The sequence below is a fragment of the Actinomadura syzygii genome, from assembly GCF_008085905.1.
Taxonomy (GTDB): Bacteria; Actinomycetota; Actinomycetes; order Streptosporangiales; family Streptosporangiaceae; genus Spirillospora; species Spirillospora syzygii.
In genome coordinates this window covers 33670-59832 of record NZ_VSFF01000013.1, presented here as the reverse complement: position 1 = coordinate 59832, position 26163 = coordinate 33670, and the positions used below count along the sequence as shown (strand labels likewise).

Sequence of the window (26163 nt, the reverse complement as noted above, 5' to 3'; positions counted from 1 at the left end):
GTTCTGCTGTCCCGCTGCGGCCGAGTATCCCACCGATTGTGTCCGAGAGTGTCCGAGCGGTGACGACACGTGTCCGGTTGTGGTCCGGGGCATCGCCGATCGCCGTCCGCGACCGGTCAGAGCCTGGACGGAGTACGGACGAGTCCGACCGCCGCCCTGTTGGACACCTTCACGGCCGAGCTTTCCTGTTCTCGCGCACCGTGCATGGCGGGTCATGCACGGCTGGATTTCGAAGGAGCGAGAATGGCGAAGCTGATCAGCGAAACCGAACCGACGCAGTCCGTCCTCTACCGGAAGAAGCCGCCGCCACCGGCGAACCGCGGAACCGTCTCCGACGGGCAGCGTCGAGGCAGCGTGCTGACGACGGCGCTGGGACTGCGGATACCGGCCGAGCTGACGTTCGAGGACTGGGAGCGGGCCGGTCGCCAGATCACCGCGGTGGTGAACTCGTCCGCGTGGTGGCTCGGCGACTGGCTCGTATACGGCAAGGAGCACTACCGCGACCGTTACGAGCGCGGAATTCTCGCCGCCGGACTGCAGTACCAGACGCTCCGCAACTACGCCTGGGTCGCACGGCGGTTCGAATTGTCCCGCCGACGTGCCGCGCTGAGCTTCCAGCATCACGCCGAGGTCGCGTCACTGCTGGTCGAGGACCAGGACAAATGGCTCGACCGCGCCGAGAAGGCGAAGTGGACCACCAAGCAACTGAGGGCGGGCATCCGGCTCTCGTACGCGGCCGAGGTCCGCGAGGCGACGCGGGACGAGGCGACACGGGACGAGGCCACACGGCGGCTCGCGGTGCCCGGCAGCCACCTCGAACGCTGGCGCTTGGCAGCGGACCAGGTCGGCACGGACCTGCGGCAATGGGTGCTGACCACCCTGGACAGCGCCGCCGCGCAAGCGCTGCGGGACTGACATCGGCGTCAGGCTCGGGGCTCCTTCCCGGTCAGCCGGATGAGGGACGCGAGCATGGCCAGGACCATGATGCCCATGAGCACGTAGAAGGTTGGGCCGAGCGCGTCGGTGAAGGCGTCGGCGGCCGCGCCGTCGAGGTCGGACGACCCGACGAAGATCGCGATGACCAGGTCCCGGGGAATGGACCGGGACGCGGACATGATCGCCAGCGGGAAGGAGAACACCCATCCGATGCTCGCGAACGTCCGCAGCATGCCGGAGGAGATCCCCATGAGGTCCCGCGGGGCCGCCTTCATCACTGCGGAGCTGTTGGCGGGGATGAAGAACCCGAGACCGACCCCGTTGACGATGTTCGCCGCCACGATCAGCCAGACCCCGCCGGTGACGGAGACCTGGGCGTAGCAGCCGAGCGCGATGATCTCGGCGCCCAGCCCGACGGCGATCGGCGGCAGCGGCCCGGTGCGGTCGGCGAGCCGCCCGCTGCCGAGGCAGATGATCCCCGCGATCACGTATCCGGGCATGATCAGCAGCGCGGTCTCCAGCGGCGACCGTCCCTCCGGACCCTGGAGATACATGATCGCCAGCCAGAGCACGGCATAGTTGGCCAGCCCCTGGAGGAGCGCGGCGAGCAGCGGGGCCGACAGCGCCGGGATGCGGAAGAGCGACAGTCGCAGCATCGGCTCCGCCTGGCGCCGCTCAAGCTGGACGAAGACGCCGAGCAGCACGACGCCGCAGGCGATGAGCACGGCGAAGAAGAGGCTGAACGGCTCGGTCGCCAGCTTGGTGGTCGACCACAGGACGCAGAACAAGCCCGCGCCCAGCGTGCACATGCCCGGCAGGTCGAGGCCCCGCCGCTGCCGGGGGGCCTCGTCGCGCAGTGCCCCGCGGGCGAACGCCATGGCCACCGCGCCGACGGGAACGTTGATCCAGAAGATCCACCGCCAGGACACATAGGTGATGAGCAGGCCGCCGAGGACGATGCCCGCGACCGCGCCGAGGCTGAAGCCGACCCCGGTATGGCCGTAGGCCCTTCCGCGCTCGTTCCGGGAGAACGCGGTCGCGATGATCGCCCCGCTGTTCGCGGTCAGGAACGCGGCGCCCGCCCCCTGGCACAGGCGGAACACCAGGAGCGAGGGCAGGTCCCAGGCGAGGCCGCAGAACAGCGACGCCACGGTGAGCAGGACGAAGCCCGTCTTGTAGATCCGGGCGGGCCCGTAGAGGTCGCCGAGGCGTCCGGCCTGGGTGGTGAGCAGCGTGTTGACCAGGAGGAATCCGATGATGAGCCACACGAGCGAGGCCAGGGCGGCGCCGAGGCTCTGCTCCATGGTGGGCAGGGCCAGGACCACGATCGTGGTGTCCATTCCGGAGAGGAACACCCCGGTCATGACCACGCCGATGACGGACCCTTTTCGCGCGGGCGCCGCCTCGGGGCCGGTCAAAGTGTCTTGTGCAGTCGACATCCGGCCTCGATCAATCCCCTTCTCGCACGGCAGTGACGATGAGGAAGGTTCCGGGCGTGTACTCGTCCACAATGGCCATTCCCGCCGAGGAGAGCGCCTCGCTCATTTCCTTCTGAGGGAACGACGTGACGCCCAGGCACTCCTCGTGCCGTTGCTGGAAGTACCGGTAGAGCGGATCGGCGGACGGCCGGTAGGTGAGCATCGTGAACGTGCCGCCCCTGTGCAGGCACCTGCCGATCTCGCTGATCGTGACTTCCGGATCGTCGATCGACTGGATGGTGTTCCAGCAGTTCACCGCGCCGAGGGAGCCGTCGGCGAACGGAAGGGACCGGGCCGGGCCGCGCATCGTCAGCGCGTCCGGGACGACCTCCCGCAGGCGTCCGACCATCGCGGACGCGAGGTCGAAGGCGATGACCCGCTCGCCGCCGAACCGCCGCGTCAGAAGCCTCGTCCAACGGCCCGTTCCCGCCCCGAGGTCGAGAAGCGGGCCGCCTTCCGGACGCGCGTGTTCGAGGAGATACCGGTCCTCGTCGGTGATGGAGACGGCGCCGTTCCAGTTCGACCCGTTGATGCGCAGGAAGGCCGGGCGTAGAAGAGGCTCATACCTCGACAGGTAGAGCGGCGAATTACCGGCGATCTGGTCTCCGGCCCCGAACGACTCGGCGGAGAGGTCGAGATAGCCGTGGTCGGTCATGTAGTCGACGGCGCATTGAGCGCAGACCACGCTCGCCCCGTCGCGCACGAGTTCGCTTTTGCAGGACGGACACCGAATCACAGCGGCGAATTTGTCGAAAAGCGATGTCGCCTGCGCGGCGGGCGCAGGCGCGGTCTCCGGCTCTGGTTCGTGAGGCGCCTCGGACGTGACCTGCCCCGTGGCGATGGCGGCGGCGGCTTTGCCGCCCATATAGGCGAGGAGTGTCCGGGTGTCCTTCTCCCAGAACGAGGACGCCGCTTCGGGGGACAACGTCGCCAGCCATCGGCGTTCCCGATCGTGCTCCGCGTCGGTGAGCGTCCAGCGGATCGGGGACGGCCACGCCCGGCCGATGAAAGGTGCCGAAGGATCGAATGACGCGAGGCAGCGTTCGAGGCGGGCGAAATCGTCCGGATCCAGTGCGGCATTTCTGGCCGCCGGGAGTATCCGCGCGGCGTCTTCGGGGAAATGCGCCAGGAGATAGACCAGGGCGGCGCCCAGGGGCTCGTCCTGCTTCAGCGTGTCCAGCAGTTCCACGAAGCGGGGCAGCCCGTCGCGTATCCGCCGGCGCAGCTCCGGGGCGTCGTCTTCGGCTGTCTCGGCCAGCAGGCCGAGCAGGACGGCGAGATGGGCGCGCCGTCCGGCGGGCACCGCCAGCACCCGCTGAACGATCTCCTGCGCCGCGTCCGACGCGCCCGGACGCGGGCGTCCCCCGGCCCACACCATGCGGAGCAGGTCGAGGGAAAGCTGATAGACCTCATCTTCATTTACCTGAGAGAACTGTTCGAGGCGCTCGCTGAAGGCGGCGGCCTGCGCTCTCATATATGTCTCCCAACGCACGGTGGATGAGCGGAAGCGACGTATCCCGTGCAGAGATCGGACAGTTTCGTCCAGGTATAACAGGATATGTCGGCGACCGGCAAGGGGCCGCCCCGTGGCGCGTCCCGCATAAGGCGGCTGGTTATAATCGCCGTGGCCGACGAATCCGCAAGTCGGTCGGCACGTTGCACGCCGATCAAAGGTTTCCGTGCATTGTTGCGGCCACCGCAAATATGCCTGTCGGAAGCCAATTCATATCTGCTTGTGAGGTGCGTCACAACAGGAGAGGCGATGGTGTCGGCACCGCCCGGGAATCGTCACTTCTCCCGCCGCCTTGCGGCACGCACACGCACCCACCCACACATGGACGTACACGGAGGGGAACGTGGAACAACGTCGACTCGGCACAGGCGGACCCTCGGTCTCCGCCCTCGGACTCGGATGCATGGGAATGGCGGGACGCTACGGTCCCGTCGACGAGGCCGAGAGCCTCGCGACGCTCCGCGCCGCGCTGGACGAGGGCGTGACACTGCTCGACACCGGCGACTTCTACGGCATCGGGGACAACGAGCGCCTGATCGCCCGCGCCTTGCGGAACGGGCGGCGTGACCAGGTCGCGGTGAGCGTGAAGTTCGGGGTGCTCTGCGAACCGGGCGGGGGATGGGCGGGGCTCGACGCGCGTCCCGAGGCCGTCCGCAACTCCCTGGCGTACACCCTCCGCCGCCTGGAGACCGACCACGTGGACGTCTACCGTCCGGCGCGGCCCGACCCGGACGTGCCCATCGAGGAGACCGTCGGAGCGATCGCCGAACTGGTGACCGCCGGGTACGTGCGCTCCATCGGGCTGTCGGAGGTCGACGCGCAGACCCTTCGCCGGGCGCACGACACCCACCCGATCGGCGACCTCCAGATCGAGTACTCGATCCTCTCGCGCGAGATCGAGGAGGAGATCCTGCCGTTCTGCCGACAGAACGGCATCGGGATCACCGCGTACGGAGTGCTGTCGCGCGGCCTGCTCTCGGAGAGCCGGTCTCGGCAGAAGACGCGGGACGGCGACATCCGCGGCGGCTTCCCGCGCTTCCAGGGCGAGAACCTCCGGCACAACCTCGCGTTGATCGACGGGCTGCGCGAGGTGGCCGAGCCCACGGGGATGACGGTCGCCCAACTCGCCATCGCCTGGGCGCTGGCGCGAGGAGAGGACATCGTCCCCGTGATCGGGGCGCGAACCCGAGCTCAACTGGCCGAGGCGCTGGCCGTCGCCGACGTCCGCCTCACCCGAGCGGATCTCGCGGCCGTCGAGCGGGCGGTGCCCGCCGGATCGGCCGCCGGCGACCGCTACCCGAGCCGCCCCATTCCGAACCCCGACGACGGCGAAGAGTGAACCGAACCCTCCGACCCCAAGGATGAGCAGATGGCAGACCGACCGACGATAGCGATCCTGCACCCCGGACAGATGGGCACCGCGATCGCCCGGCAGTTGCTCGGCGGCGGCGCGGACGTGATCTGGCTGCCCGAGGGACGCAGCCGGGCGACCCGCGAACGCGCGGACGCCGCCGCCCTGCGACCGGTGGGCGACCTCAAGACCCTGGTCGCGGAGAGCTCCGCGATCCTCTCGATCTGCCCCTCGAACGCGGCCGAGCACGTCGCCGAATCCGTCGCGGAGCACGGGTTCACCGGGACCTACGTCGAGGCCAACGCGATCTCCCCGGAGCGGGTCCGGCGCATCGCCGCCACGGTCGCGGCGAACGGCGCCACCGTCCTGGACGGCGGGATCCTCGGCGCGTCCGGCGCGGAGATGCGCTTCTACCTGTCCGGGCCGTCCGACCGGGCCGCCGCCGTCGCGGGGCTGTTCGACGGGACCGGGGTGGCCGCGATCCCGCTGGACGGGGAGGTCGGCACCGCGTCCGCCCTCAAGCTGGCGTTCGCCCTGTGGCAGAAGGGGGCCCGCGCGCTGGCGGCGGTGTCCTACGCGCTGGCGGATCGGTACGAGGTCGCCGCGAGCCTGTGCGCCGAGGCCGAGACGGAGGCCGACGCGGAGAAGGGACGCACCGGCCGTTCGCCGTTCAGCAGCCCGGACCGCTACCTGCTGCCCGCCGCGGTGCGCGGCTGGCGCTGGGAGCACGAGATGGCGGAGGTCGAGAGCGCGCTGGACGCGGCCGACCTGCCCGGCGAGCTGTCGCGCGGAGCCGCCGAGGTGTTCGCGCGTTGGGCGCCGCTGAAGGACCGGCCCGAGGACGAGTTGGCCGAAGCCCTCGCCCTGCTGCGCGCCGAGGGGACGGGCGCCTCCCGGCAGGGCTGAGGACGCGGCCCGGGACGACCCGGGCCGGACACGGGAACGTCGCGGGGCCGACCGCCGAGAACGAGGGCGCGTCGGCCCCGCCGCGTTCGGGAGCCCCGTCCCCGCCGCGCTTCAGCCGCCTACCGGCCGCATCGCGGCCGCCTTTCGTGGTCCTCCGGTCTGTGATACAAACAGTATCTAGTGAAACGACCTGTAACATCGGAGGTGCCCGGATGACCACCAGTCACCAGGGGGTGACGACGGCGGAACGGCCCGGCCAGGACCGCATGTCGCGCCTGCTGATGATCCTGCTGGCCGCGGCGGTGGGCGCGGCGGTGGCGAACCGGTTCTACATCGAGCCGCTGCTGGGCCTGGTCGCCGACGAGTTCGACGTGTCCAACGCGGCGGCGGGCCTCCTGGTGGCCGGCGCGAACGTCGGTTACGTGGTCGGGCTCGTGCTGCTGGTTCCGCTCGGCGACCTGCTGGATCGGCGCTGGCTGGTGACGGCCATGCTCCTGCTCGCCGGTGCGGTGGCCCTCGGCTGCGCCGCCGCACCGGCGCTTCCCGTGCTGGCCCTGGCGCTCGCCGGGCTGGCGATGATGTCGGTGTCCGCCCAGATCCTGATCCCGCTCGCCGCCTCCCTCGCGGGGCCCGACGAGCGCGGGCACGTCGTGGGCTTCGTGACGAGCGGCCTGCTGATCGGCACGCTCTCCGCGCGCACGCTCAGCGGGTTCGCGGCGGGCATCGCCGGATTCCGGCTGATCTTCGTGGTCGCGGCGGTGCTGATGGTCGTCCTCGCGATCCTGCTGAACCGGACGCTGCCGCCCACGCCGTCGATGCGGCGCACCGGCTACTGGACGCTCCTCGGGTCGGTGACGACGCTGGTGAGGTCCGAGTCCGAGCTGCGCCGCCGCATGATGCTGGCCTTCTTCCAGTTCGCCGGTTTCACCGTGCTGTGGACGCCGATGGCCTTCCTCCTCACCGACTCGCCCTACGACTACGAGGCCACGACCATCGGCCTGTTCGGGCTCTTCGGAGTCGCCGGAGCGCTGGTCGCCCCATTGGCGGGACGCCTGGGCGACCGCGGCCACAGCGGCCGCACAGTCACGATCTCCCTGACCGTGATGCTCGCCAGCTGGGGACTGCTCGTCCTCGGCAGCACCTCGGTCATCGCGCTCATCGTCGGCATCGTGCTGCTCGACGCCGGGTTCCAGGGCGCCCACATCAACCACCAGCGCACCGTCTTCGCGATCAATCCCGAGGCGCGAAGCCGGATCAACACCGCCTACATGCTCGCGTTCTTCCTCGGCGGTGTGGCCGGTTCGACGTCGGCCGCGTTCGTCTACAACGCCGCGGGGTGGTCCGGGATCTGCCTCCTCGGCGCCGGGCTCGCGACGGCCGCGCTCGCCGTGTGGTGGATCACGACTCCGCGCGGGGCCGACGACCTCGCCGAGAGCACCGACAATGGCTGACCGGCGGCGGCGCGGCGGCGCGGGTCGGCCGGCTGGGCTCAGTCGGACGACTGACCGTTCTCCGGGATGCAACTCCCGAGGGTGTCCCGGACGCGGGACCGCAACCAGGCGTGCGCCGGGTCGGCCTCGCTCCGCGGATGCCACGCCATGCGAATGGCGACGGGAGTCGCTGGAATGGGGAGCCCGAATGACCGCAGCCCCGCCTTGAACAGGCCGGGATGCAGGATGACCTCCGGCGCGATCGCGACCAGATCGGTCTGGCCTATCACCGGGAACGCAGTGGTGTAGTGGTGCGTCGTCATGGTGACGCGGCGGCGCAGATCATATTTCGCGAGAGACGAGTCGACCGCGGCGCCCGCCGCGTCGGCCTCAAGGACGTCGATATGCGAGGCGTTCGCGAACCGCTCGACATCGATCGTTCCATCTAAAAGCTCATGGCCGGCCCGCACCACGGCGACGTAGCGGCTGAACAAGAGATTCTCGACCCTCAGCTCCGGTGAGAAGGAATGGACCCTCCCGATCTCCAGGGCTGCGGTTCCCTCGCGCAGGGCGTCGGGGTCGGCTTGGCTCGCGGACATGAAATGAAAGGTCGCGCCCGGTATTTGCGGGTAGTCGTATGACATGAGCCGCGGAGCGAGGACGCCCGCGTATCCGTCATCGACGAGCAGCACGAAGTTGCGCCAGGCGGACGCCATGGCGTCCACCTCTCCGGAGGAGAACAACTCCTCGGCCTCGCGGACGAGAAGGTGAACCCGTTCGCGCAGCTCGATTCCTCTCGGAGTGACGACCATGCCTCGTCCCGCGCGGGCGAGTATCGGATCTCCCAGCCGGTGGCGAATACGGTGCAGCGTCCGGCTCATGGCGGAGGGAGAAAGATGCAGCCGCTTTGCGGCCTGGGTGACGCTCTCTGTCTGAAGAAGGGCGTCCAGCGCGACGAGCAGGCGAAAATCACTGGGCAGGGAGAGCTCAGCGTCGTTATTCGGTGGAACCACTTCTGATGACACTCCTCGCAGCGGCGGTACCTGATCTACGGTAGCTCAGATGGAGGATCGACCGTATCTCGGCCAAGTCATTATCATACCCACGGACAGGCGCTAATTTGAAGGGCATGATGGCCTGTCGATGAGGCCCGTCCATGCGACTCGGGGGAGCAGGCTGCTTTTTCGTGGCGGGTCAGCTCTCGGCCGCGTCGAATCGCAGCGGAGTGATCTGCTGGATGTCGTACTTTTCGCGCAGGTTGATCACGGCATCCACATTGGCGGTGCCGCTGTCGAACATCTCCAGCAGCTCCTCGAAATACGCCTCGTGGTCCGGTGGCGGCGCGGAGAGAAAGAGCATCCGGGCGGGAGTGTCGTGCGGATTGGTGAAGGCGTGCGGGCACCCGGCGGGAACGAACATGCAACTTCCAGGGCCGGCGCGGACCGGACGGCGGCCGTCCGACCCGCGCCAGGAACGCCAGTCCTCGGGCGTGCGCTCGTCCGGCTCGAATGCGAGCAGTTCGAGTTCTCCGTCGAGAACGTAGAAGATCTCTTCGGTGCGGGTGTGGACATGCGCGCCCACGTCGAATCCAGGTGGGACGACGACCTCGAAAAGCGAGCCGGTGCGCGAATGGTCGCCCGTCACCTTGAAGGTCACTTCCTGGGCCTTGGTGACGAATTTCCGACCGGCGCCGGGCGGTATGACGAGACCGTCGGTCATGGCGCGTTCCTTCCCGAGTTCCGCTGGCGAGGACGAGGTCACGAGACGGGGTGGCGGGCGGCCCGCCGAGGGGCCGCGGCCCGCGTGGTCGTCCCGTCCGCCCAGGTCCCGACCGCCATCTCGGCCGTGATCCCCGGGCCGAAGCCCGCGATGATCCCCCTTTCGTCGTTCTGCGTTTCGTCCTCTTCAAAGAGGCGTCGCAGCGCTTCCAGGACGACGCTGCTGGCGATGTTCCCGTATTCGGTGAGCGTGGCCCTGCTGTGCCGGAAGGCGTCGGGCTTGACGTCCAGGAAACGGCACAGATCGTCCAGGATTCGCGGGCCGCCCGCGTGAATGATGTAGAAACCGAGTTTGGACACGTCCCAGCCCTGGTCGCTCACGAGGTCGCGCAGGACCGGGGCGAGCGGCTCCATCGTGGTGGGGACCCGCTTGTCGAGCTGGAAGTGGAATCCGGTGTCCTTCACGGCATAGGAGATCCAGTCCTCGGTGTTCGGAATGAGGTAGGACGCGTTGCGCTCAAGCCGCATTCCGGCGCCGCCGTGACCGCGGACGACGGCGGCCGACACCGCGTCCCCGAAGAGGCCGTTGGACAGCAGTGAGCCGATGTCGTGGTCCGTCGGCTGGTAGCACATTGAGCAGAACTCGCACGAGACGATGAGCGCGTTGCTGCCGAGGTGGGCGTTGCAGAAATCGTGCGCCCGGTTGATGGCGGCGCCTCCCGCGGCGCAGCCCAGCTGCGCGATGGGAATCTGCCGCGTGTCGTGCCGGAAGCCCATGGAATTGATGAGCCAGGCGGTGAGCGACGGCATCATGAACCCGGTGCAGGACACGTAGATGATCACGTCGATGTCCTGGGCTGTCAGTTCCGCGTTCTTCAGCGCGAGCTCCACGACCGCCGGGACCCGCTTTTTCGCGTGCTGTTCGTAGGCGAGGTTTCGCGCCTCGAATCCTGGATGCCGCAGCGTCTCGTCGAGCGGGAGGATCGTGTGCCGCTTGAGCACCCCGGTGTTGCGGATAAGCCGCAGCACCAGCTTCAGCTTGGGGTGGTCGGCGTGCAACTGCTCGGCCAGCCGAAGCGTGTCGTCCAGGGTCACTATGTTTTCCGGAACATTGACGGCCGGCTTGCAGAGGATCGGCATCGTGGCACCATCCTGGGAGTTGGGAGAACCATCCTGGCGGGAGCATGCCCGACTCTGGTGTAAAGAAATTGGCCCCGTGGGTCGCCCGGTCGGACCCCGAGAAGTCGATGGTCGTTTCCATTCGACCTCGCGGACGAACCCAATACCAGAACATCTCTACAGTCGCCAGCGCTGGCAGGTCAACCCTTATTACGCTGAGTTCGCCTTGTTCGGGACCGGTCCTTTTTGTGGCGCATATCACAGGAGCCGCTTCTCGATATGCCGTGGAGAAGGATAGTTGAGCTGCGCGCAAGGGTGGCGGGCAACTATTGAGGGCATTGCAGCGATGGCTCTACCAGTGGCTCCGCCGCCCGATCTTGCGCTCGGTGAAAAACGGGGTCTTTTCGATTACACGGGCCTTGATGAGACTTCTTGCTCGTGTCAGGGTCGTCTGATATCCCTGGACTTCCGTGCACCGACCGTCGATTGAACCGGTTTGCCGAAGACGGATCCGAGCGGGACGCGGAGCGCCGGCTCGATGGAACCGCCTTTGCTGGGAAGGGTTGGCAACTCGATGGCGAAGATAGTAGTGATCGGTGCGGGAATGGCCGGGCTGGCGGTCGCCCTGTTCTGCGCCCGGCGCGGCCACACGGTCACCGTCGTGGAGCGGGATGATCAGCCGAAGCCCGAGGCGAGTGCCGAGGAGGATTTCACGGGATGGGAGCGCAACGGCGTCCCGCACGCCCGGCAGGGCCATAACTTCCTCGGCCTCTCCAGCCGGATCATGCGGGAGGAGGCGCCCGACGTCCTGGACGCGGTCGCCGCCCGGGGCGCGCCGCGGGTCCCGATCGCGGGCGGGGGCGGCGACGAGAACGTGCTGTCCCGCAGGCTCGTCTACGAGGGGGCGCTGCGCCGTGTCGTCGAGGCGGAGCCGGGCGTCGAAGTGCTGTCGGGGACGTCCGTCAAGGGCCTGCTGGTACGGGGCGAGCTCGCCGGTGTCCCGCGTGTCGTGGGCGTGCGGCTGCCCGGCGGGGAGGTCGCGGCGGACGTCGTCGTCGACGCGAGCGGACGGCGGACGCGCTCGGTCCGCTGGCTGGCCGAGGCGGGCGGCCGTCCGCCGCGGGAGACCGCCCAGCCGTGCGGGTTCCACTACCTCACGCAGCACTTCCGGCTGCGCGAGGGCCAGTCGTTCCCCGCGCTGACCGTGCCCATCTACGTGAAGCTCGACTACACCAAGCTGGTGCTCTTCGCCGGCGACAACGGCTGCTTCCAGGTGTCCATGACGGTGGCGGCGGACGACCCGCTGCGGCACCGGCTGCGCGAGCCCGGCGTCTACCACCGATTCCTGGAATCCGTGCCGCTGACCGCGCCGTGGCTCGACCGCAGCGAATCGATCGACGAGCCGCACCCGATGGGGAACCTGGAGGACAGGTGGCGGCGGCTGGTGAACGACGGAAGCCCCGTCGTCGCCGGTCTCGTCCTGCTCGGCGACTCGGCGCTGCAGACCAACCCGGCGTTCGGACGCGGCGTGCCGCTCGCCTTCCTCCAGGCCCGGCACTTCGCCGAGACGGTCGAGGCGGCCGATGACGCGGCCGGTTTCGTCTCCCGGTTCGAGGAGTGGGCGGAGCGGAACCTGGGCTTCTGGTTCAGGGCCCAGGTCGCCAGCTCCCGCGAACAGCGCGAGCACATCGAGGCGGGCGTCCGCGGAGAGCCCATCGCCCCGCCCACCGACCCGATGGGCCGGTTCATCGCCGCCCTCGCGATCGTCAGCGAGGACGATCCGGAGGTGAACGCGGTGCAGTTGCGGTTCTTCAACATGCTCATGACACCCGAAGCCCTCGTCAACGACCCCGTCGCGGCGCCGCGGATCCGGGACTTCCTCGAAACCCATGCGGACCCTGTCGTCCCCGCACAGGGTCCGGACCGGACCGAGTTCGAACGACTCGTAGCCCACTGACCGTCGCCGCTCAGCGACCTCGCCGCATGACAACAAGGAGCCACCGGATATGACGCAGCAGAACGGATCGGTTGGAAACCTGGGGAAACTGGCGGACCTCAGCGTGCCGATGGCGATCAGGGCGGCGGCGACGCTGCGCATCGCCGACCACGTCGCCGAAGGCCCGCGCACCGCCGCGGAACTGGCCGACATCGTGAAGGTGAACGCGGGCCCGCTCGACCGGGTGCTGCGCCACCTGGCGAACGCGGGCGTGTTCAGCGAGGACGCGGAGGGCCGGTACGGGCTGACGCCGGTAAGCGAGGCGCTCAGGGACGATCACCCGTCCCACCTGCGCAAGCGTCTGGACGTCGACGGCGCGCTCGGACGCGCCGAACTGGCCCTCGTGGAGCTGCCGGGCACCGTGCGCGCCGGAACCAACGCCTACACCACGCGCTACGGGCGATCCCTGTGGGAGGACCTCTCCGCCGACCCGGCCCTCTCGGATTCCTTCAACGCGATGATGGCGATCAACCTCGCCGGGGTGGCCCCGTCGATCGTGTCGGCCTACGACTGGGGATCGCTCAAGCACGTGGTGGACGTCGGCGGCGGCAACGGGGCGCTGCTTAGAGCGCTCCTCACCGCGTACCCGAACCTCCGCGGCACGCTGGTGGAACTCCCCGAGGCCGCCGAGGCGGCCGTGCTCGCCTTCGAGGACGCGGGCCTGGCCGACCGCGTCGACGTCCGCTCCGGCAGCTTCTTCGATCCGCTCCCGTCCGGCGCCGACGCGTACGTGCTGTCCGACGTCCTGCACGACTGGGACGACGAGGACGCGAAGGCCATCCTCGGGCGCTGCGCCGAGGCGGCGGGAAGCGACGGAGCGGTGCTCGTCGTCGGGGAGTACGGCCCGGACGGCGAGTCGCCGAGCACCACCATGGACCTGCGGATGCTCGTCTACCTGAACGGCCAGGAACGCAGTGTCGGCGAGGTCGCGTCCCTCGCCGCCGACCGCGGGCTCGCCGTCGCCGGCGTCCACACCGAGGGCGAGATCTCGGTCGTCGCGCTCCGCCTCGACGACGAGGAGGACAAATGACGAGCCGTTCCATTCCTCTTGTCCCGCCCGAGTTCTCCTCGGTGGAGGAGGAGCGCCGCCACCGCAAGGAAAGGCTGGCGGCAGCACTTCGCCTGTTCGCGGTGCACGGCTTCGAGGACGGTGTCGCCGGGCACATCACGGCCCGCGACCCGGGATTCCAGGACCATTTCTGGATCAACCCGATCGGCATGCCCTTCTCACATATCCGGGTGAGCGACCTCATCCTGGTGAACGACCAGGGAGAGGTCGTCGAGGGGGAGCACCGGACGCACGAGGCGCCGTTCTCGATCCACTCCGCGATCTACCGGGCCCGCGCGGACGTCCAGTCCGCCGCGCACAGCCACTCCATTCACGGCCGGGCGGTCTCCTCGCTCGGCGAGCCGATCGAGCCCATCACCCAGGACTCCTGCGCCTTCTACAACGACCACGGATACCTCGACGACTACACGGGCGTGGTGCTGGACGAGGCGGAGGGCAAACGCCTCGCGGCGGCGCTCGGCGACTCGAAGGCCGTCATCCTGCGCAACCACGGCCTGCTCACGGTCGGGACGTCCGTGGACGCCGCCACCTGGTGGTTCATCTCCATGGAACGGTCGTGCCAGGCCCAGCTCCTGGCGAAGGCCGCCGGGAAGCCGATCTACATCGACGACGCGAGCGCCGCGCTCACGCACCGGCAGCTCGGCGGCGAGTTCGTCGGCTGGCTCAACTTCCAGCCGCTCTACCACCAGACCGTCCGAACGCAGCCGGACCTGCTCGAATAATGCGGAAGCCGGGTTTTGGCCTAGTTGAGGCGGACGACTCCGTTGAGGAGCGTGATGACGAGGCCGTCCAACTGGTCGTGGCGGAGTTTGAGCCGGACCGCCATCTCGTCGCACGGCACGAACCCGGTGACGGCCCCGATCGCGGTCGCGGACCGGTCGACGTCGGCGTCGCCGCGGAGGCGCCCGTCGTCGGCGAGCCTTCGGACGAAGGCGGCGACCTGGTCGTAACGCCACTGCTCCCGGCTCCCCACGACCTGGTCGGCCTCCGGATCCACGGCCGCGAGGCCGATCAGCCTGCGGAACAGGTCGGGGTCGGTGCCCCAGAACCGGCACATCTCCGAGACCATGGCGCGGAACGCGGCGGCCGGGTCGGCCATCGCCGCGGCGGTCTCCATGCCGCGCACCACCTGGGAGCGCTGGGCCAGGTCGTCGGCGACCGCGTCGAGCAGCCCGAGCTTCGACGTGAACTGGCGGTAGATCGTGACCCGGGTGATTCCCGCGTCCGCGGCGACCTGCTCCAGGCTCAGCCGGTGGTAGCCGACCTCGATCAGATGCTTCCGGGCGGCGGTGACGATCGCGCTCCGGGTACGCGCGACGCCCGCCGCGCGCAGGCCCGCCGCAGCCCCCCGGGAATCCTTCTCGCTCACAAGCCCATGCTACAAGCTGTAACCAATGCCGCAGCTCGCAGGCCGAATGCCGGGCGAGCACCGCGCCATTTCAGTTCACGCATTCCAAGGGAAGGGGCGTCGCCCGGAATGGCCGTGCTCCCATGTCCGCGAAACATCGGCGCCGGGCCCGCCGAGGGGCGCGCCCGGTGAAGGCCGTCCTGCTCACCGGGTTCGGCAGCCCGGACGTCCTGCGGGCGGGGGAGTTGCCGACGCCGGAGCCCGGCCCCGAAGAAGTGCGGGTCAGAGTACGCGCGGTCGCCGTAGCGCGCACCAAGGACGTCGCCACGCGCGCCGGACGTCCCCCCTTCGGGCCTCTCATCAGGCGTTTCCCGCACGTGCTCGGCACCGAGCACGCCGGTGTGGTCGACGCGGCCGGACCGGGTGTGAGCCCGGCCCTGGTCGGCCGCCGGGTCGGGGTGTCGGCCATCCTGCCCTGCCGCGAATGCCGTGCCTGCCGACGGGGCCGGGAGGAAGCATGTCCGAGCCTCGGGCTGATCGGCGTCCACCGTCCCGGCAGCTACGCCGAGTACTGCGTCGCCCCGGCCACCGGAGTGCACGTCCTGCCGGACGACGTCAGCGATCCCGAAGCCGCATCCTTGGCCGCGAACGGCCCGGTGGCCCGCGCCCAACTCGACGCCGGTGACGTGCGGGAAGGCAGCACCGTCCTCGTGGTCGGCGCCTCCGGCTCACTCGGATCCACCGTCGCCGCACTCGCCGCGTACCGGGGCGCCACGGTGATCGGCGTAGGCCGCGCGTCCCGTCGCCCGGACGGTCTCACCGGCCTTCCGATCGCCGCCGCGCTGGACGCCACCGCCGACCTGGCCGACCACATCCGCGAGGCCACCGACGGCGAGGGCGTCGACTGCGTGATCGACAACCTGGGCGTCCCCGCACTGTGGAAGGCGTACCGCCCGGCCCTCGCGACGATGGGCCGCATCGTCGTCTCCGGCGCCATCGAACACGACCCCGTCCCCCTACAGTTGCTGCCGTTCTACCTACGCAGCCAGTCGCTGATCGGAGTCCGCACCGGCAACCGACGCCAGATCGCGGCCCTCTGGCAAGACGTCCGCACCGGCTTCCGCCCACCCCCCTCCCACCTACACCAACTCCCCTGGACAGACGCCCCTTTAGCCCACCGCCAAATAGAGGACGGCACCGCCCACGGCCAAACCATCCTCGAAATCCCCTAATGCCCCCCGCGTGAGTCCGCCGCTTTCACCGGGCTGGCGTTGCAGTTGATCGAGCTTTAGCCCGACACGGCGTCGATGACGCTGGGCGTGTGTTGGGGGTGGGTTAGGCCGAGGTGTTCGTGGATGCCGCGGGGGCCTGTTGTGCCGCCGCCGGGTCCATCCACATGACCTGCCAGCCGTGGCCGTCGAGGTCGTAGAAGCTGCGGGAGTACATGAAGCCGTGGTCCTCGGCGTCGTCGGCCTCGGAGCCGCCCGCCGCGAGCGCGGCGGCGCTGACGCTGTCGACCTCGTCGCGGGAGGACACGCTGAAGCAGTACAGCGCCAGCGTGTGCGTGGTGGGATCGGCGATCGGGAGGTTCGCGAACAGCATGCGGCCGGGGTGCGCGGGATTGGTCATGGTGGGTAATAGGTAGACCTCTTCGGATTGCGACACCGCTAGGTCGTATACGGTGTCGCGGCCACGGGCGTGTGCGCGGACCCGGCGTGCACGATGACCGTTTCGCCGGTGGGGGAGATGAGCTTTCCGTATTCCTCGGGTATGAAATCCTCTTGATCAGGATTCATGAGGAAGAACTGGTGGTAGTCGATGGAGGTCCACTCGGGGCCGTGCCGGGCGATCAAGGTCATCGAGCCGTTCCTCCAGGTGGGCTGCGGCGGCCAGGTCCCGAGTTTCTGACCTCCAGGATGCATGATCCTTACCCTGGGGCAATCTCCACCTGTATGTCCGGTAGATGATATTTTGCTGTTGGTCATTGCCGATTAGGCGTTTTTGTGTCCGTCTGGGAGGTGGGCAACCGTCGATGTGAGCCTGTGATCACCGTCCCGGCGACATGACCGACGGGTGCCTCCTCCGGCGCGCGGACACGCCAGGGCCAGGCCGATCGGGTCGTCCCGTCGAGCCTTGGTCACTGTCGCACACGCCCGCGCGGGAACGCGGCACCGGCCCATGGCAGCCGGGTCCGACTTCACCGTCCCCCATCAGGGTGCCGCGCCGCCGGGGCGGCACCGCCCGGCAGCAGACCCCCGAGGTGAAGCGCCATGTCGATCGACGCCCGTTCCTCCAGCGAATCCCCGCAGGCCACGTCCTCTCGGCGGCCGTCCCGGCCGGAGTCTCCGCGCGCGGCCGAGGGCATCGCGTTCCGCCGTCTCGTCGGACCGTTGCGCAAAGACCCCCTCCAAGCCCTGTCCCAGATCGTGCAGGAGCGGGACGGTGCGATCACCCGCCTGAACCTGGGACTGTTCCGGCCCTACCTGGTGACGCGGCCCGACGACGTCAAGCACGTCCTGGTGACGCGCGCCAGGGACTGCTACCCGCGCCAGGGCATGATGTGGGACGCCATGCAGCGGCTGGTGGGAGACAACATCGGCGGCGAGGGCGACAAGCACGCGGAGGCGCGGCGGGCGCTGCAACCCCAGTTCGCGGCCGGGCACCTGCGGGAGGTCTACCCGGGCTGGGCGCCGGTGGTCACCCGGGCCGTCGACGACCTCGTCCAGCGCCGGGCGCCGGGAGAGGTCTTCGAGATCTACTGGGAGGCGACCCGGGTCATCCACCGTGCCGTCAACGACCTGTTCTTCGGCGGACGGATCAGCGTCGAGGACGCCGAGCTGGTGGGCCGGGCGGTCCGGACCGCGACCACGTCGATCGTCCCGCGGCTGCTGGTGCCGTGGATGCCGAACCTGATCCCGCTGCCGGGCGACCGGCGGTTCCGCAAGTCGGTGCGCACCGTGGACCGCGTCATCGAGCCGCTGGTGAAGGCGGCACGGGAACCGGGCAACGCCGGGATCGCCTCGATGCTGGCGCGGCGCGGCCGCACCGACCGGCAGATCCGCGACGAACTGGTCGCGCTGGCGGTCGCCGGCAGTGAGAGCACGGCGGTCGCGTTGAGCTGGCTGCCGGTGGTGCTCGCCGACCATCCCGAGGTCGAGGCCCGGCTGTACGCCGAGATCGACGCCGAGATCGGCTCCGACCCAGGGGCGGACGAGAACGCCACGCCGACGCTGGAGCAGCTCGAACGGCTCACCTACACCAAGCGGGTCCTGCGCGAACTGCTGCGCATGTACACCGTCGGCTGGATCATCCCCCGCGTCGCGCAGCAGGACGACGTGATCGACGGCGTGCGCATCGCCTCCGGATCGATCGTCGTGATCAGCCCCTACCTCACCCACCGGCTGCCGCAGGCTTGGCCCGACCCCGACCGGTTCGATCCCGACCGGTTCACCCCCGAGGCCGAGAAGGCCCGCCAGAAGCAGTTCCGGGACGGGGTGCCCGACCTCGCCTTCGGATATGGGCACCATGCGTGCCTGGGGCAGCAGTTCTTCGAAATGGAGGCCCTGCTCATTCTGGCGTCGCTGCTGCGCCGCCATCGGCTGAGCCTTCACCTGCCGTCCGGCTCGTCGCCCATCCGGCCCAAACCGGGTCTGGCGCTGAACCCGGACCGGGACGTCCAGGTCACCCTCGAACCGCGCGTCTGACCCTCGCCGACCGCGCTCGACGAGGGGCTCGTCGGCCCGCCCGCCGTGTCGGGCGCGGTCGCATGCGCCGGTGCGAGAAACCCGAACCGCCGTCCCGACAATGGAGCCGCCCCATGCAGCCAGCGCATCAACTGAATCCGCAAGTGCCCCAGTACGGGGCCGTGGCGCAAGCCGAGGACGTGATCGAGCGCCTCCGGGCCCAGTGCGAGGACGACCTGCGGTACACCATCGCGCGCTATAGCGAACTATTCCCCTCCGATGTTTTCGACGGGGGACTACCAAGCAAGCTGGCCAGGGCCATCGTCGCCCAGGCGCCCGGCAGCACCGCGGCGCTCTTGGCGCACGAGGCGCGGGCCTCGCTGTGGGTCTTCCCGGTCGATTGGCTGATCGACACCCGCGCGCGCTCGCGCGAGGAAGTGCGCGGTCTGCGACGGCGATGCCTGGCCGTCGCCGACGGCGCGGAACCCGAGCCCGGGGACGCGGTGGGCGCCTTCCTCGCCGAACTGCGTGACGACCTGGCCGCGCGTCCCGCCTTCGCCGAACGCCGCCCGCTGTGGCGGCGCCACCTGGCCGCCATGCTCGCCGCCATGGTCCGCGAATGGGACTGGCGGTTCGCGCGCGCCGCGTCCGACCCGCGCGAAGGCCCCGCGGCGCCGCCGACCTTCGAGGATTACCAGGACAACGCCGACAACTTCGGATCCACCTGGGTCAACGTCGTGCACTGGATCGCGCACGACGAGCCCGGGGTGGCGGAGTGCCTGCCCGAACTGGTGGACGCCAGCCAGCGCGTCCAGCAGACGTTGCGGCTGTTCAACGACCTGGCGACCTGGCAGCGGGAGAAGAACACCGGAGACCTCAACGCCCTGCGCCTGGTGACGTCCGACGTCCTCAAGCGGCGGATCGGCGAACTGCTCACCGAATGCGCGGCGCTGATCGACGCCCTCGCCGACGCCTGCCCGGACGGCGCCGACTACCTGCGTCGGCAACTGCGGTTCTCCGACGCCTTCTACTCCGCGGGGGACGACTATTGGCGGCGAGTTTGACCCGCGCGTCCCCGTAATGCGGCGCTCGGCAAAGCCCGACCGTCCCCGCTCGTGTGGCGAGCGGCACGAAGCCGACATTCCACATTCCCGACCTACCCGGCGTTGCTAATGTGCTGCGCGTGGCTGGTGGCGTCTCGTACGGCCGGTGTCCTCCGGACCGGGACCACATCACCCCCCTTCCCCCCCGGGTCGTTGGATTTGAGGAATTGCCGATGCCTGTGCGTCTCCGTAAGCGGAATCGTCCGTCGAACCTCCGGTTGGGCCAGAAAATCACTCTGTCGCTGGTGGCGTTGTTCGCGCTGTGGGCCTTCGCCGCGTGGGTGACGATCAGCGACGGGATCGGCCTGTACGTGGCGGCCCAGCGTGACAGCCAGGTCGGCCGGCCCACCAAGACGTTGGTCAATCACTTGCAGGACGAGCGTCGCGTCTCACAGCTCGAACTGGGACGTGCGGCCTGGGCGCGTCCGGCCGCGCGGCGAGTGTCGCCCGAACTGACCGCGCAGCGCGCGCAGACCGACCGGTTCGTCCGGGAGTGGCGGCTCACCACGGCCAAGACCGAGGACCAGAAGACCAAGGGGCATGTCCGCCAGGTCGCCGCCTACCTCGACCGGCTGCGGACGGTCCGGCAGCAGATCGACACCGGTGCCATCAGCCGCAGCCAGGCGATGCTGGTCTACGACCAGGCCATCGACGAGTGCTTTGAGATCAGTCGCGCCACCGCGGAACTGGACGACAAGGACGTCGCGGCCGACGGTCGTGCGCTGATCGAGCTGACGCGCGCCCGCGAGTCCCTGTCGCGCGAGAACGCCCTGGTGACCGGGATCTTGGCCAGGGGACGCTTCGACGCGGAGGACCACAACCGGCTGGTCGCGCTGGCCGGGATCCGGCAGGCCGACTCCGACACCGCCGCCCGCCACCTGCCGCCCACCGACCGTCCGCGCTACCAGCGGCTCACCGGCTCCAACCTCTACCGGACCCTGGAGGGCCTGGAGAGCAGGCTCATCGAGCAGGTGCGCCCCGGCGGACGGCCCTCGGTGTCCCTCGAGCAGTGGCGGCAGGTCGCCCAACCCACCCTGGACCAGCTCGACCAGGACATCGACGCCGGCGGTGACGACCTGGTCGGACGCGCCAAGCCGGGCGGCACCCTGGTGATCGTCAAACTGGTGCTGGTCGCCGGTCTCGGCCTGCTCGCGCTCCTCGCGGCCATCGTGGTCTCCATCACCACGGCGCGTGCCCTGGTGGGGCAGTTGCGGCTGCTCCGCGACGCGGCCCGCGAACTGGCCGAGCAGCGGCTGCCCAGCGTCGTCGAGCGGCTCGGACACGGCGAGAAGGTCGACGTCGCCGCCGAGGCCCCACCGCTCCAGTTCGGCTCCGACGAGATCGGGCAGCTCGGACAGGCGTTCAACGACGTCCAGGAGACCGCGCTGCGGACCGCCGTCGAGCAGGCCGAACTGCGCCGCGGCATCCGGGACGTCCTGCTCAGTCTCGCCCGCCGCACCCAGACGCTCGTGCACCGGCAGCTCACGATGCTCGACACGATGGAGCGCCGCCGCGACATCGAGGTCAAGGAACTGGAGGAGCTGTTCCGGCTCGACCACCTCGCGACCCGCATGCGGCGCAACGCCGAGAACCTGATCGTCCTGTCCGGCGCGCTGCCCGCCCGTGGGTGGCGCGACCCGGTCCCGCTCGTGGACGCCATCCGCGGCGCGGTGGGCGAGGTCGAGGACTACACGCGCGTCACCGTCCTGCCGCTGGGCCCGATCAGCCTGAAGGGTTCCGCGGTCGGTGACGTCACGCACCTGCTAGCCGAGCTGATCGAGAACGCCGTGTCGTTCTCCCCGCCCGAAACCGCCGTCCAGGTCAGCGGAACGATGGTCGCCAGCGGCTTCGCCATCGACATCGAGGACCGCGGGCTCGGCATGACGGACGAGAAACTCGACGAGATCAACACGAGCCTCGCCGACCCGCCCGACTTCAACCTGCACAGCGCACCTCAGCTCGGCCTGTTCGTGGTGGGGCGGCTTGCCCAGCGCCACGACTTGAAGATCATGTTGAAACGGTCCGCGTACGGCGGGATCACGGCCGTCGTGGTCATCCCACGGGAACTGATCAGCGAGATCAAGGAACCGGTCGTCGTGCCGGAACAGGCCCGTCAGCTGGTTCAGGTCGGCGCCGAAACCGCACCGGCCGATGCCGCGCCCGCGACGACCACCGGCGGTCAAACGCCACTGTCTCCCGGCAAACAGTCTTTGGCCTTGGTCGCGACGCCCGGCGACGGCGATGAGCGTGCCGCCGCTGCGGCCCCGGCCGAGTCCAAGTCTGAACCCGCGCCCGAGCCCGAGCCCGAGAAGGCCATCATCACCGACCCCGCCACCCCGGGCGGACTGCCCGTCCGGGTGCCCCAGGCCAGCCTCGCCGCGCCTCTGAAGGAGGACCCGCCCGCCGCCGTACCGCAGCCTTCCGAGGACGACGCCGATGCGACGCGCTCGCCCGACGAGGTCAGGCGGATGATCGACTCCTACCAGAAGGCCACCCGCCGCGGCCGCGCCGACGCCGCCGACAAGGACCCCGAGAGCGCCGAGACCCCGACCGACCAGAAGGGCACCGAGGCGTCCCCCGGCGCCACCGCCGACGACGAGGACGCCTGACGGCGTCGAAGGCCGCGTCCTCGCGCTAGGACGCGGCGGCTGATACGGACCGAGAACCCGTCGGTGGTGTGGGCGTTGCGGCGTCCCAGACCGGCGGGTTCTTCGGCGTTCATATGTCCCCTTAATGGTTGCGAGTCGTACTCGAATTAGATCTTGATCGCCCTCCTCGTCCTCGGTGGCCAGGGTGGGACAGGCCAGGTGCTCACCATGCCCGCTGCCCCCCATCAGAGGGTTCTTCGGTTATCTCTGACGTAGGGTTGAGGGCATGGGGACTGAGGAGGCGAGCGCCTTCTTTGCTCGGGTCGGGGCCGCTCTCATCAGGGAAGTCGAAAGCAAACCGAGAAGAGATATCGGTCTTTCGGAAATCATTGATGAGTGCGTCTCTATCGAGGACGGCGACGGGGAGTCCGACGCGGACGCGCAGGAGTTCGGGGCCGTCGTTGTCAGGGCCGTCGAACTGTGCGGGAACCCGGCCCTGCTCGATCCTCTGGACGAGGCCGAGAGAGGCAGGCAACTCCTCCTCTTCGGGGTTCTCCTCTCCTACCTGCTCGAACACGAGGCCCACGGGCTCGCGCCGCGTCCCCTGGAGGGCTACATCGAGCTGGTGGTGCGCAGCCCGGACCCGCACCTCGCGGCGATGTTATGGATCATGGTTTCGGGCGTCCTGGAGGGACTCGACGCACGGGAGATCAGCGGCGCCGCCGACGCCCGGATCCAGTCCTGGTTGAAGGAACGGGAATCAGAGTTCCGAGACGTCTTCTTCCGGGAGACACGGGGCGTGGCCTCGGCGGTCGGCGCCGCGCTCCACGACGAGGCCGAGAACCGGACGCACCGTTATCCCGATCTCCGGACCCTCATCGAGGAGGCTCCCGAAGAGGACGTCACTGACGCACCCGTCCGGGAGAACGAGGCTCACCTCCGCGGGCTCGGCCACGGAGCCTTACGCGCGGCCTCACTTTGTGAGCAGGCCGCCGAGATCGACGCGCTCTCACCCGAGGAACGCGCCGAAGGACTCGCGGCGCTCGTCGCCTTTTTCCATTTCGTGGTCGAGAACAAGGTCTGGCATCTGGCCCCGCAGCCCCTGACGTCCTATCCGATCCTGTGCCCGCTGTTCGAGAACCCGGCCGTTCGAGCGCACGCGGTGGGCTGCGCGGCGTCGATCACCAGGGAGAGCGGCCGCATCCAGGAGTCGTTCGACCTCCTGCTCACCCTCGAACCCGACCTTCCGGAGATCCTTCCCGAGCAGGTCGTGACGTTCCGGCTGCATGGCGCGAACACCCTGCGCGACCTGCGCCGTCTCGACGAGGCGTCCGACTGGTACGCCCAGGCCGAGCGGGAGGCCGAGAAGCTCGATCCGGACACGAGGGCCACCCTTCTCGATGACATCGCGCACCAGAGCCACCGCAGGTCCCACTACACCGGTAGCTCCGAAGGACGTCCCGGCCAGGGGACGGAGTACGACCCGAACCCCTTCCTCCCGGGATCGATCTTCAACGATCCCGAGCGGTGGAGGCGTCAGCCCTGGCAGTTGCTGACGCTGCTCCAGAACGCCAGGCACGGCAACGATCCGATCACCGCGCACGAGGCGCTGACCCACCTGGTCGACGTGGCCGCCCCGGCCGACCATGACCTGCTCGCCTCGGCGCACCAGGAGGCCGCCGAGCTGGCCCACACGATCGGGGCGCCGGACCGGGTGATCCGCTGGCACGGCTTCCTCTCCCTGTGCGCCACGGTGCTGAGCGGCAACCACCGCGAACTGGGCGGCAGGCTGTCGCGCCAGGCGACGCATCTGGCCTCGCTGGACGATCATCTGTCGGCCTTCACGCTGGCCCGTTGGGCGATGGGCGTCGACCACGTCCCGCTCTACACGGCGGGAATCCAGGCCGACATCGGCTACGTGCTGCTGCGCAACGGCACCCTTGAGGTCTCCAGGGACAGATTCGAGACTTCCCTGGAGTCCGTTCCCGGCGACGGGCTCGTCCAGGCGCAGAAGGCCATGGTCGAAACGCTGCTCGGCCTGCCCGCCTCCGAGGAGGACGAGCGGCGCCGACGCCTTTCGCCGACCGGGGAGCAGGGGGCGGCGCGCTGGCACGCGGCGGCCGGACTGCTCTCGGTGCCGGCCGCCGGGCTCGGGACCTGGTTCGATCTCCTGCGGTACTCCAAAGGCCCGGTCACGCGGTGGTCGCCCGACCTCCAGACCACGCTGGAGTCGTTCCAGCGGCTGCCCGAAGGAGACGGACGCCCCAATTCCTTCGGCAACGCGCCCATCGACGACGTCAAGGCCCGGGTGTTCGAGATCCTCTACACCCGGGGGCTGCTGGCGCTGCTCGACCGGTACTGGAGCGTCCCGCGATGGGCCGGCGCGGCCTGGGCGCTGGCAGGAGGCGGTTCGGCCGAGGCGCGACGCGAGGTGGGGCTCGACCTCATGGTCGCGGCGCCGGCGAAGGAACGGGCCCTGACGCTGGCCGCCGAGGCGGGACCGCAGGTCACCGAGGCGGAGCGGCGCGGGATCGCCGCGCACGTCGACCGGTTGCTGGCGCTCACCTTCCTGCCGGGTTCGGCCGCCGAGGCGTTCGGGGACTCCCGTGCCGCCGCCGCGGAACGCCGCTGGGCGGCGGAGTTCGTCGCCGCTCACGGCGGCGGGCTCGCGTTCCGGGTGCGGGACCTCGACGACCCCGACGGGGCGGGGGCACGGAGTGACGAACTCCAGAGCCGGTACTGGGACGCCTTCCAGCAACTGCCGATGCGGCTCCAACTGACCATCGCGAAGATCGGGGAGCTGCGGCAGGCCGCCGCCGAGGCGGGGCCGGTACGTGACCTCCGCTCGATCGAGAACGCCACCCTGGCAACTCTCGTTCCCGAGGACGCCCAGGCCATCCGGGAGGTGTTCGCGTTGCGGGCGAGGGGCGAGGACGTCCTGCCCGCGCACACCGACCGTCTGCGCGAGGAGATCGGCGGCTGGTTCGCCCGTCCCGGCCTGGCCGCCCTCGACCTGGTCCAGGGCGCGGGAGCGGCGCATGCGATCGCCTGCCGGTCCGAGTCCGCGCGGGACGTCGCGGTGGCCGACATCGCGGTCGGACGGGCCGAGGCGCAGGCCGCGGTCGGCGCGCTCCGGGTGGCTCCGGCGGTTCCGGAAGCGGCGGGACGCCTGGCCGCGGCCCTCCGGGAGACGGTGGGCGAGGCGGAGGAGGTATCGCTGCGGCTGCGCGAGCCGTGGGAGCAGATTCCGGTCGAGAACCTCCCAGACGCCACCGGACGTTCGCTGGCGCAGGACCATGTGGTCGTACGGCGGCACGGTCGGCGTCCACGTTTCGGGTTGGCGACCGTGCCCTTTCCCGACCGGGTCGAGGTGCTCGGCGACCCGATGGGCCCGCAGGACGCACTCGGCCTGCCCGGTGCCTTGGAAGAGGCTCGCGCCGTCGCGGCCCTTTTCGGCACGGTGCCGGTGGTCCAGGAACAGGTCACCTGGGAACGCCTGCGCTACAGCGCCCGCACCGCCGACCTCCTATGGTTGTCGACCCATTGCGAACCCGTCCCCGAGCTCGGCGGAGCCGCCGCCCTCCGCCTCCACGACCGCTGGGCGCTGCCCTCGGAACTGGCGGCCCTGGACGTCAACCCGGGCCTGGTCGTGGTCCTGACGATCTGCGCGGGTGGCCGGGCCGTTCCGCTGGGCAGGGTCAGTGAACCGCCGACCGCCACCGCGTTCCTTCGCGCCGGAGCCGACCTCGTGATCTCGCCGCTCCGTCCCATTCACGACAGGACCTGGTCTCCCCTGATCGTGGACGCGCTGACCCATACGCTGGACACCGACCCCACCCCGGCCGCTCTGGTCCGGTCCCTGAACGCCGCCACCCCCGCCGCCGAACTCTCCGCGCCCTGGATCATGCACGCCTGACCCTTTCCA

The 26163-nt window shown here is 69.7% G+C and carries 20 protein-coding genes; 12 read left to right on the top strand and 8 right to left on the bottom strand.

Going from position 1 to position 26163, the window contains the following annotated elements; genetic code table 11:
* Window positions 1-243 precede the first annotated feature (243 nt).
* Window positions 244-915, top strand: a complete 672-nt coding sequence (locus FXF65_RS32215) for an LmbU family transcriptional regulator (RefSeq protein ID WP_187412612.1) — start codon at window positions 244-246, stop codon at window positions 913-915.
* Between the two features lie 8 nt (window positions 916-923).
* Here FXF65_RS32215 and FXF65_RS32210 read toward each other — a convergent pair whose 3' ends face one another.
* Together FXF65_RS32210 and FXF65_RS32205 are read right to left on the bottom strand one after the other, a co-directional pair.
* Complete coding sequence (locus FXF65_RS32210) at window positions 924-2375, bottom strand: MFS transporter (protein WP_148353843.1); 1452 nt, start codon at window positions 2373-2375, stop codon at window positions 924-926.
* A gap of 10 nt (window positions 2376-2385) precedes the next feature.
* Window positions 2386-3888: a class I SAM-dependent methyltransferase gene (locus FXF65_RS32205; protein ID WP_148353842.1), complete on the bottom strand. Its 1503-nt coding sequence runs from the start codon at window positions 3886-3888 to the stop codon at window positions 2386-2388.
* A 382-nt stretch (window positions 3889-4270) separates the two neighbouring features.
* Here FXF65_RS32205 and FXF65_RS32200 point away from each other — a divergent pair, with 382 nt between their 5' ends.
* The 3 genes from FXF65_RS32200 (at window position 4271) to FXF65_RS32190 (ending at window position 7635) form a co-directional block, all read left to right on the top strand.
* Window positions 4271-5266, top strand: a complete 996-nt coding sequence (locus tag FXF65_RS32200; protein ID WP_148353841.1) for an aldo/keto reductase — start codon at window positions 4271-4273, stop codon at window positions 5264-5266.
* Between the two features lie 30 nt (window positions 5267-5296).
* Window positions 5297-6184 (top strand): NAD(P)-binding domain-containing protein, encoded by an 888-nt coding sequence (locus FXF65_RS32195; RefSeq protein WP_148353840.1) that lies wholly within the window; start codon window positions 5297-5299, stop codon window positions 6182-6184.
* Window positions 6185-6396: 212 nt separating this feature from the next.
* Window positions 6397-7635 (top strand): MFS transporter, encoded by a 1239-nt coding sequence (locus FXF65_RS32190; protein WP_148353839.1) that lies wholly within the window; start codon window positions 6397-6399, stop codon window positions 7633-7635.
* 38 nt (window positions 7636-7673) lie between these two features.
* Here the strand turns inward: FXF65_RS32190 and FXF65_RS32185 are convergent, their stop codons facing one another.
* The 3 genes from FXF65_RS32185 to FXF65_RS32175 all read right to left on the bottom strand — a co-directional run bounded on the left by FXF65_RS32185 (window position 7674) and on the right by FXF65_RS32175 (window position 10427).
* Entirely contained in the window at window positions 7674-8627 is a 954-nt protein-coding gene (locus tag FXF65_RS32185) for a LysR family transcriptional regulator (RefSeq protein WP_187412611.1), read from the bottom strand.
* A 181-nt stretch (window positions 8628-8808) separates the two neighbouring features.
* Entirely contained in the window at window positions 8809-9333 is a 525-nt protein-coding gene (locus FXF65_RS32180) for a cupin domain-containing protein (protein ID WP_148353838.1), read from the bottom strand.
* A gap of 38 nt (window positions 9334-9371) precedes the next feature.
* Window positions 9372-10427 (bottom strand): type III polyketide synthase, encoded by a 1056-nt coding sequence (locus FXF65_RS32175; RefSeq protein WP_281288974.1) that lies wholly within the window; start codon window positions 10425-10427, stop codon window positions 9372-9374.
* A 598-nt stretch (window positions 10428-11025) separates the two neighbouring features.
* On the opposite strand from FXF65_RS32175, the gene FXF65_RS32170 reads away from it, so the two are divergent.
* Genes FXF65_RS32170 through FXF65_RS32160 form a run of 3 tightly spaced genes read left to right on the top strand, consistent with a single transcriptional unit; the run spans window position 11026 to window position 14238 of the window.
* Window positions 11026-12408, top strand: coding sequence for an NAD(P)/FAD-dependent oxidoreductase (locus FXF65_RS32170; RefSeq protein WP_187412610.1), 1383 nt, complete (start codon window positions 11026-11028; stop codon window positions 12406-12408).
* A gap of 49 nt (window positions 12409-12457) precedes the next feature.
* Window positions 12458-13477, top strand: coding sequence for an ArsR family transcriptional regulator (locus tag FXF65_RS32165; protein WP_148353835.1), 1020 nt, complete (start codon window positions 12458-12460; stop codon window positions 13475-13477).
* Complete coding sequence (locus tag FXF65_RS32160; protein WP_148353834.1) at window positions 13474-14238, top strand: class II aldolase/adducin family protein; 765 nt, start codon at window positions 13474-13476, stop codon at window positions 14236-14238. The genes FXF65_RS32165 and FXF65_RS32160 overlap by 4 nt, the downstream gene beginning before the upstream one ends.
* 20 nt (window positions 14239-14258) lie before the next feature.
* Here FXF65_RS32160 and FXF65_RS32155 read toward each other — a convergent pair whose 3' ends face one another.
* Complete coding sequence (locus FXF65_RS32155) at window positions 14259-14885, bottom strand: TetR/AcrR family transcriptional regulator (RefSeq protein ID WP_148353833.1); 627 nt, start codon at window positions 14883-14885, stop codon at window positions 14259-14261.
* Window positions 14886-15007: 122 nt separating this feature from the next.
* Between FXF65_RS32155 and FXF65_RS32150 the strand changes: the two genes are divergently transcribed.
* Window positions 15008-16096 (top strand): quinone oxidoreductase family protein, encoded by a 1089-nt coding sequence (locus tag FXF65_RS32150; RefSeq protein ID WP_148353832.1) that lies wholly within the window; start codon window positions 15008-15010, stop codon window positions 16094-16096.
* A gap of 103 nt (window positions 16097-16199) precedes the next feature.
* On the opposite strand, the gene FXF65_RS32145 is transcribed toward FXF65_RS32150, so the two are convergent.
* A complete protein-coding gene (locus tag FXF65_RS32145; RefSeq protein WP_148353831.1) occupies window positions 16200-16493 on the bottom strand; it encodes a VOC family protein in 294 nt (97 codons plus the stop codon).
* Window positions 16494-16531: 38 nt separating this feature from the next.
* Window positions 16532-16723: a hypothetical protein gene (locus tag FXF65_RS32140; RefSeq protein ID WP_148353830.1), complete on the bottom strand. Its 192-nt coding sequence runs from the start codon at window positions 16721-16723 to the stop codon at window positions 16532-16534.
* A 411-nt stretch (window positions 16724-17134) separates the two neighbouring features.
* On the opposite strand from FXF65_RS32140, the gene FXF65_RS32135 reads away from it, so the two are divergent.
* From FXF65_RS32135 to FXF65_RS32120, 4 genes are all read left to right on the top strand, one after another.
* Window positions 17135-18568, top strand: coding sequence for a cytochrome P450 (locus FXF65_RS32135; protein ID WP_148353829.1), 1434 nt, complete (start codon window positions 17135-17137; stop codon window positions 18566-18568).
* Between the two features lie 113 nt (window positions 18569-18681).
* On the top strand, window positions 18682-19611 hold the full coding sequence (locus FXF65_RS32130) for a terpene synthase family protein (protein ID WP_148353828.1): 930 nt from the start codon (window positions 18682-18684) through the stop codon (window positions 19609-19611).
* Window positions 19612-19895: 284 nt separating this feature from the next.
* Window positions 19896-22259, top strand: a complete 2364-nt coding sequence (locus FXF65_RS32125) for a sensor histidine kinase (RefSeq protein ID WP_246199271.1) — start codon at window positions 19896-19898, stop codon at window positions 22257-22259.
* A 265-nt stretch (window positions 22260-22524) separates the two neighbouring features.
* On the top strand, window positions 22525-26154 hold the full coding sequence (locus tag FXF65_RS32120) for a CHAT domain-containing protein (RefSeq protein WP_148353826.1): 3630 nt from the start codon (window positions 22525-22527) through the stop codon (window positions 26152-26154).
* Window positions 26155-26163 lie beyond the last annotated feature (9 nt).

What these genes read in the sequence shown, in the direction of transcription:
- FXF65_RS32215 (WP_187412612.1), top strand. Translation starts at nt 244, where the DNA reads ATGGCGAAGCTGATCAGCGAAACCGAACCGACGCAGTCCGTCCTCTAC.
- FXF65_RS32210 (WP_148353843.1), bottom strand. Translation starts at nt 2,375, where the DNA reads ATGTCGACTGCACAAGACACTTTGACCGGCCCCGAGGCGGCGCCCGCG.
- FXF65_RS32205 (WP_148353842.1), bottom strand. Translation starts at nt 3,888, where the DNA reads ATGAGAGCGCAGGCCGCCGCCTTCAGCGAGCGCCTCGAACAGTTCTCT.
- FXF65_RS32195 (WP_148353840.1), top strand. Translation starts at nt 5,297, where the DNA reads ATGGCAGACCGACCGACGATAGCGATCCTGCACCCCGGACAGATGGGC.
- FXF65_RS32190 (WP_148353839.1), top strand. Translation starts at nt 6,397, where the DNA reads ATGACCACCAGTCACCAGGGGGTGACGACGGCGGAACGGCCCGGCCAG.
- FXF65_RS32180 (WP_148353838.1), bottom strand. Translation starts at nt 9,333, where the DNA reads ATGACCGACGGTCTCGTCATACCGCCCGGCGCCGGTCGGAAATTCGTC.
- FXF65_RS32170 (WP_187412610.1), top strand. Translation starts at nt 11,026, where the DNA reads ATGGCGAAGATAGTAGTGATCGGTGCGGGAATGGCCGGGCTGGCGGTC.
- FXF65_RS32165 (WP_148353835.1), top strand. Translation starts at nt 12,458, where the DNA reads ATGACGCAGCAGAACGGATCGGTTGGAAACCTGGGGAAACTGGCGGAC.
- FXF65_RS32160 (WP_148353834.1), top strand. Translation starts at nt 13,474, where the DNA reads ATGACGAGCCGTTCCATTCCTCTTGTCCCGCCCGAGTTCTCCTCGGTG.
- FXF65_RS32150 (WP_148353832.1), top strand. Translation starts at nt 15,008, where the DNA reads ATGTCCGCGAAACATCGGCGCCGGGCCCGCCGAGGGGCGCGCCCGGTG.
- FXF65_RS32145 (WP_148353831.1), bottom strand. Translation starts at nt 16,493, where the DNA reads ATGACCAATCCCGCGCACCCCGGCCGCATGCTGTTCGCGAACCTCCCG.
- FXF65_RS32140 (WP_148353830.1), bottom strand. Translation starts at nt 16,723, where the DNA reads ATGACCTTGATCGCCCGGCACGGCCCCGAGTGGACCTCCATCGACTAC.
- FXF65_RS32135 (WP_148353829.1), top strand. Translation starts at nt 17,135, where the DNA reads ATGTCGATCGACGCCCGTTCCTCCAGCGAATCCCCGCAGGCCACGTCC.
- FXF65_RS32130 (WP_148353828.1), top strand. Translation starts at nt 18,682, where the DNA reads ATGCAGCCAGCGCATCAACTGAATCCGCAAGTGCCCCAGTACGGGGCC.
- FXF65_RS32120 (WP_148353826.1), top strand. Translation starts at nt 22,525, where the DNA reads ATGGGGACTGAGGAGGCGAGCGCCTTCTTTGCTCGGGTCGGGGCCGCT.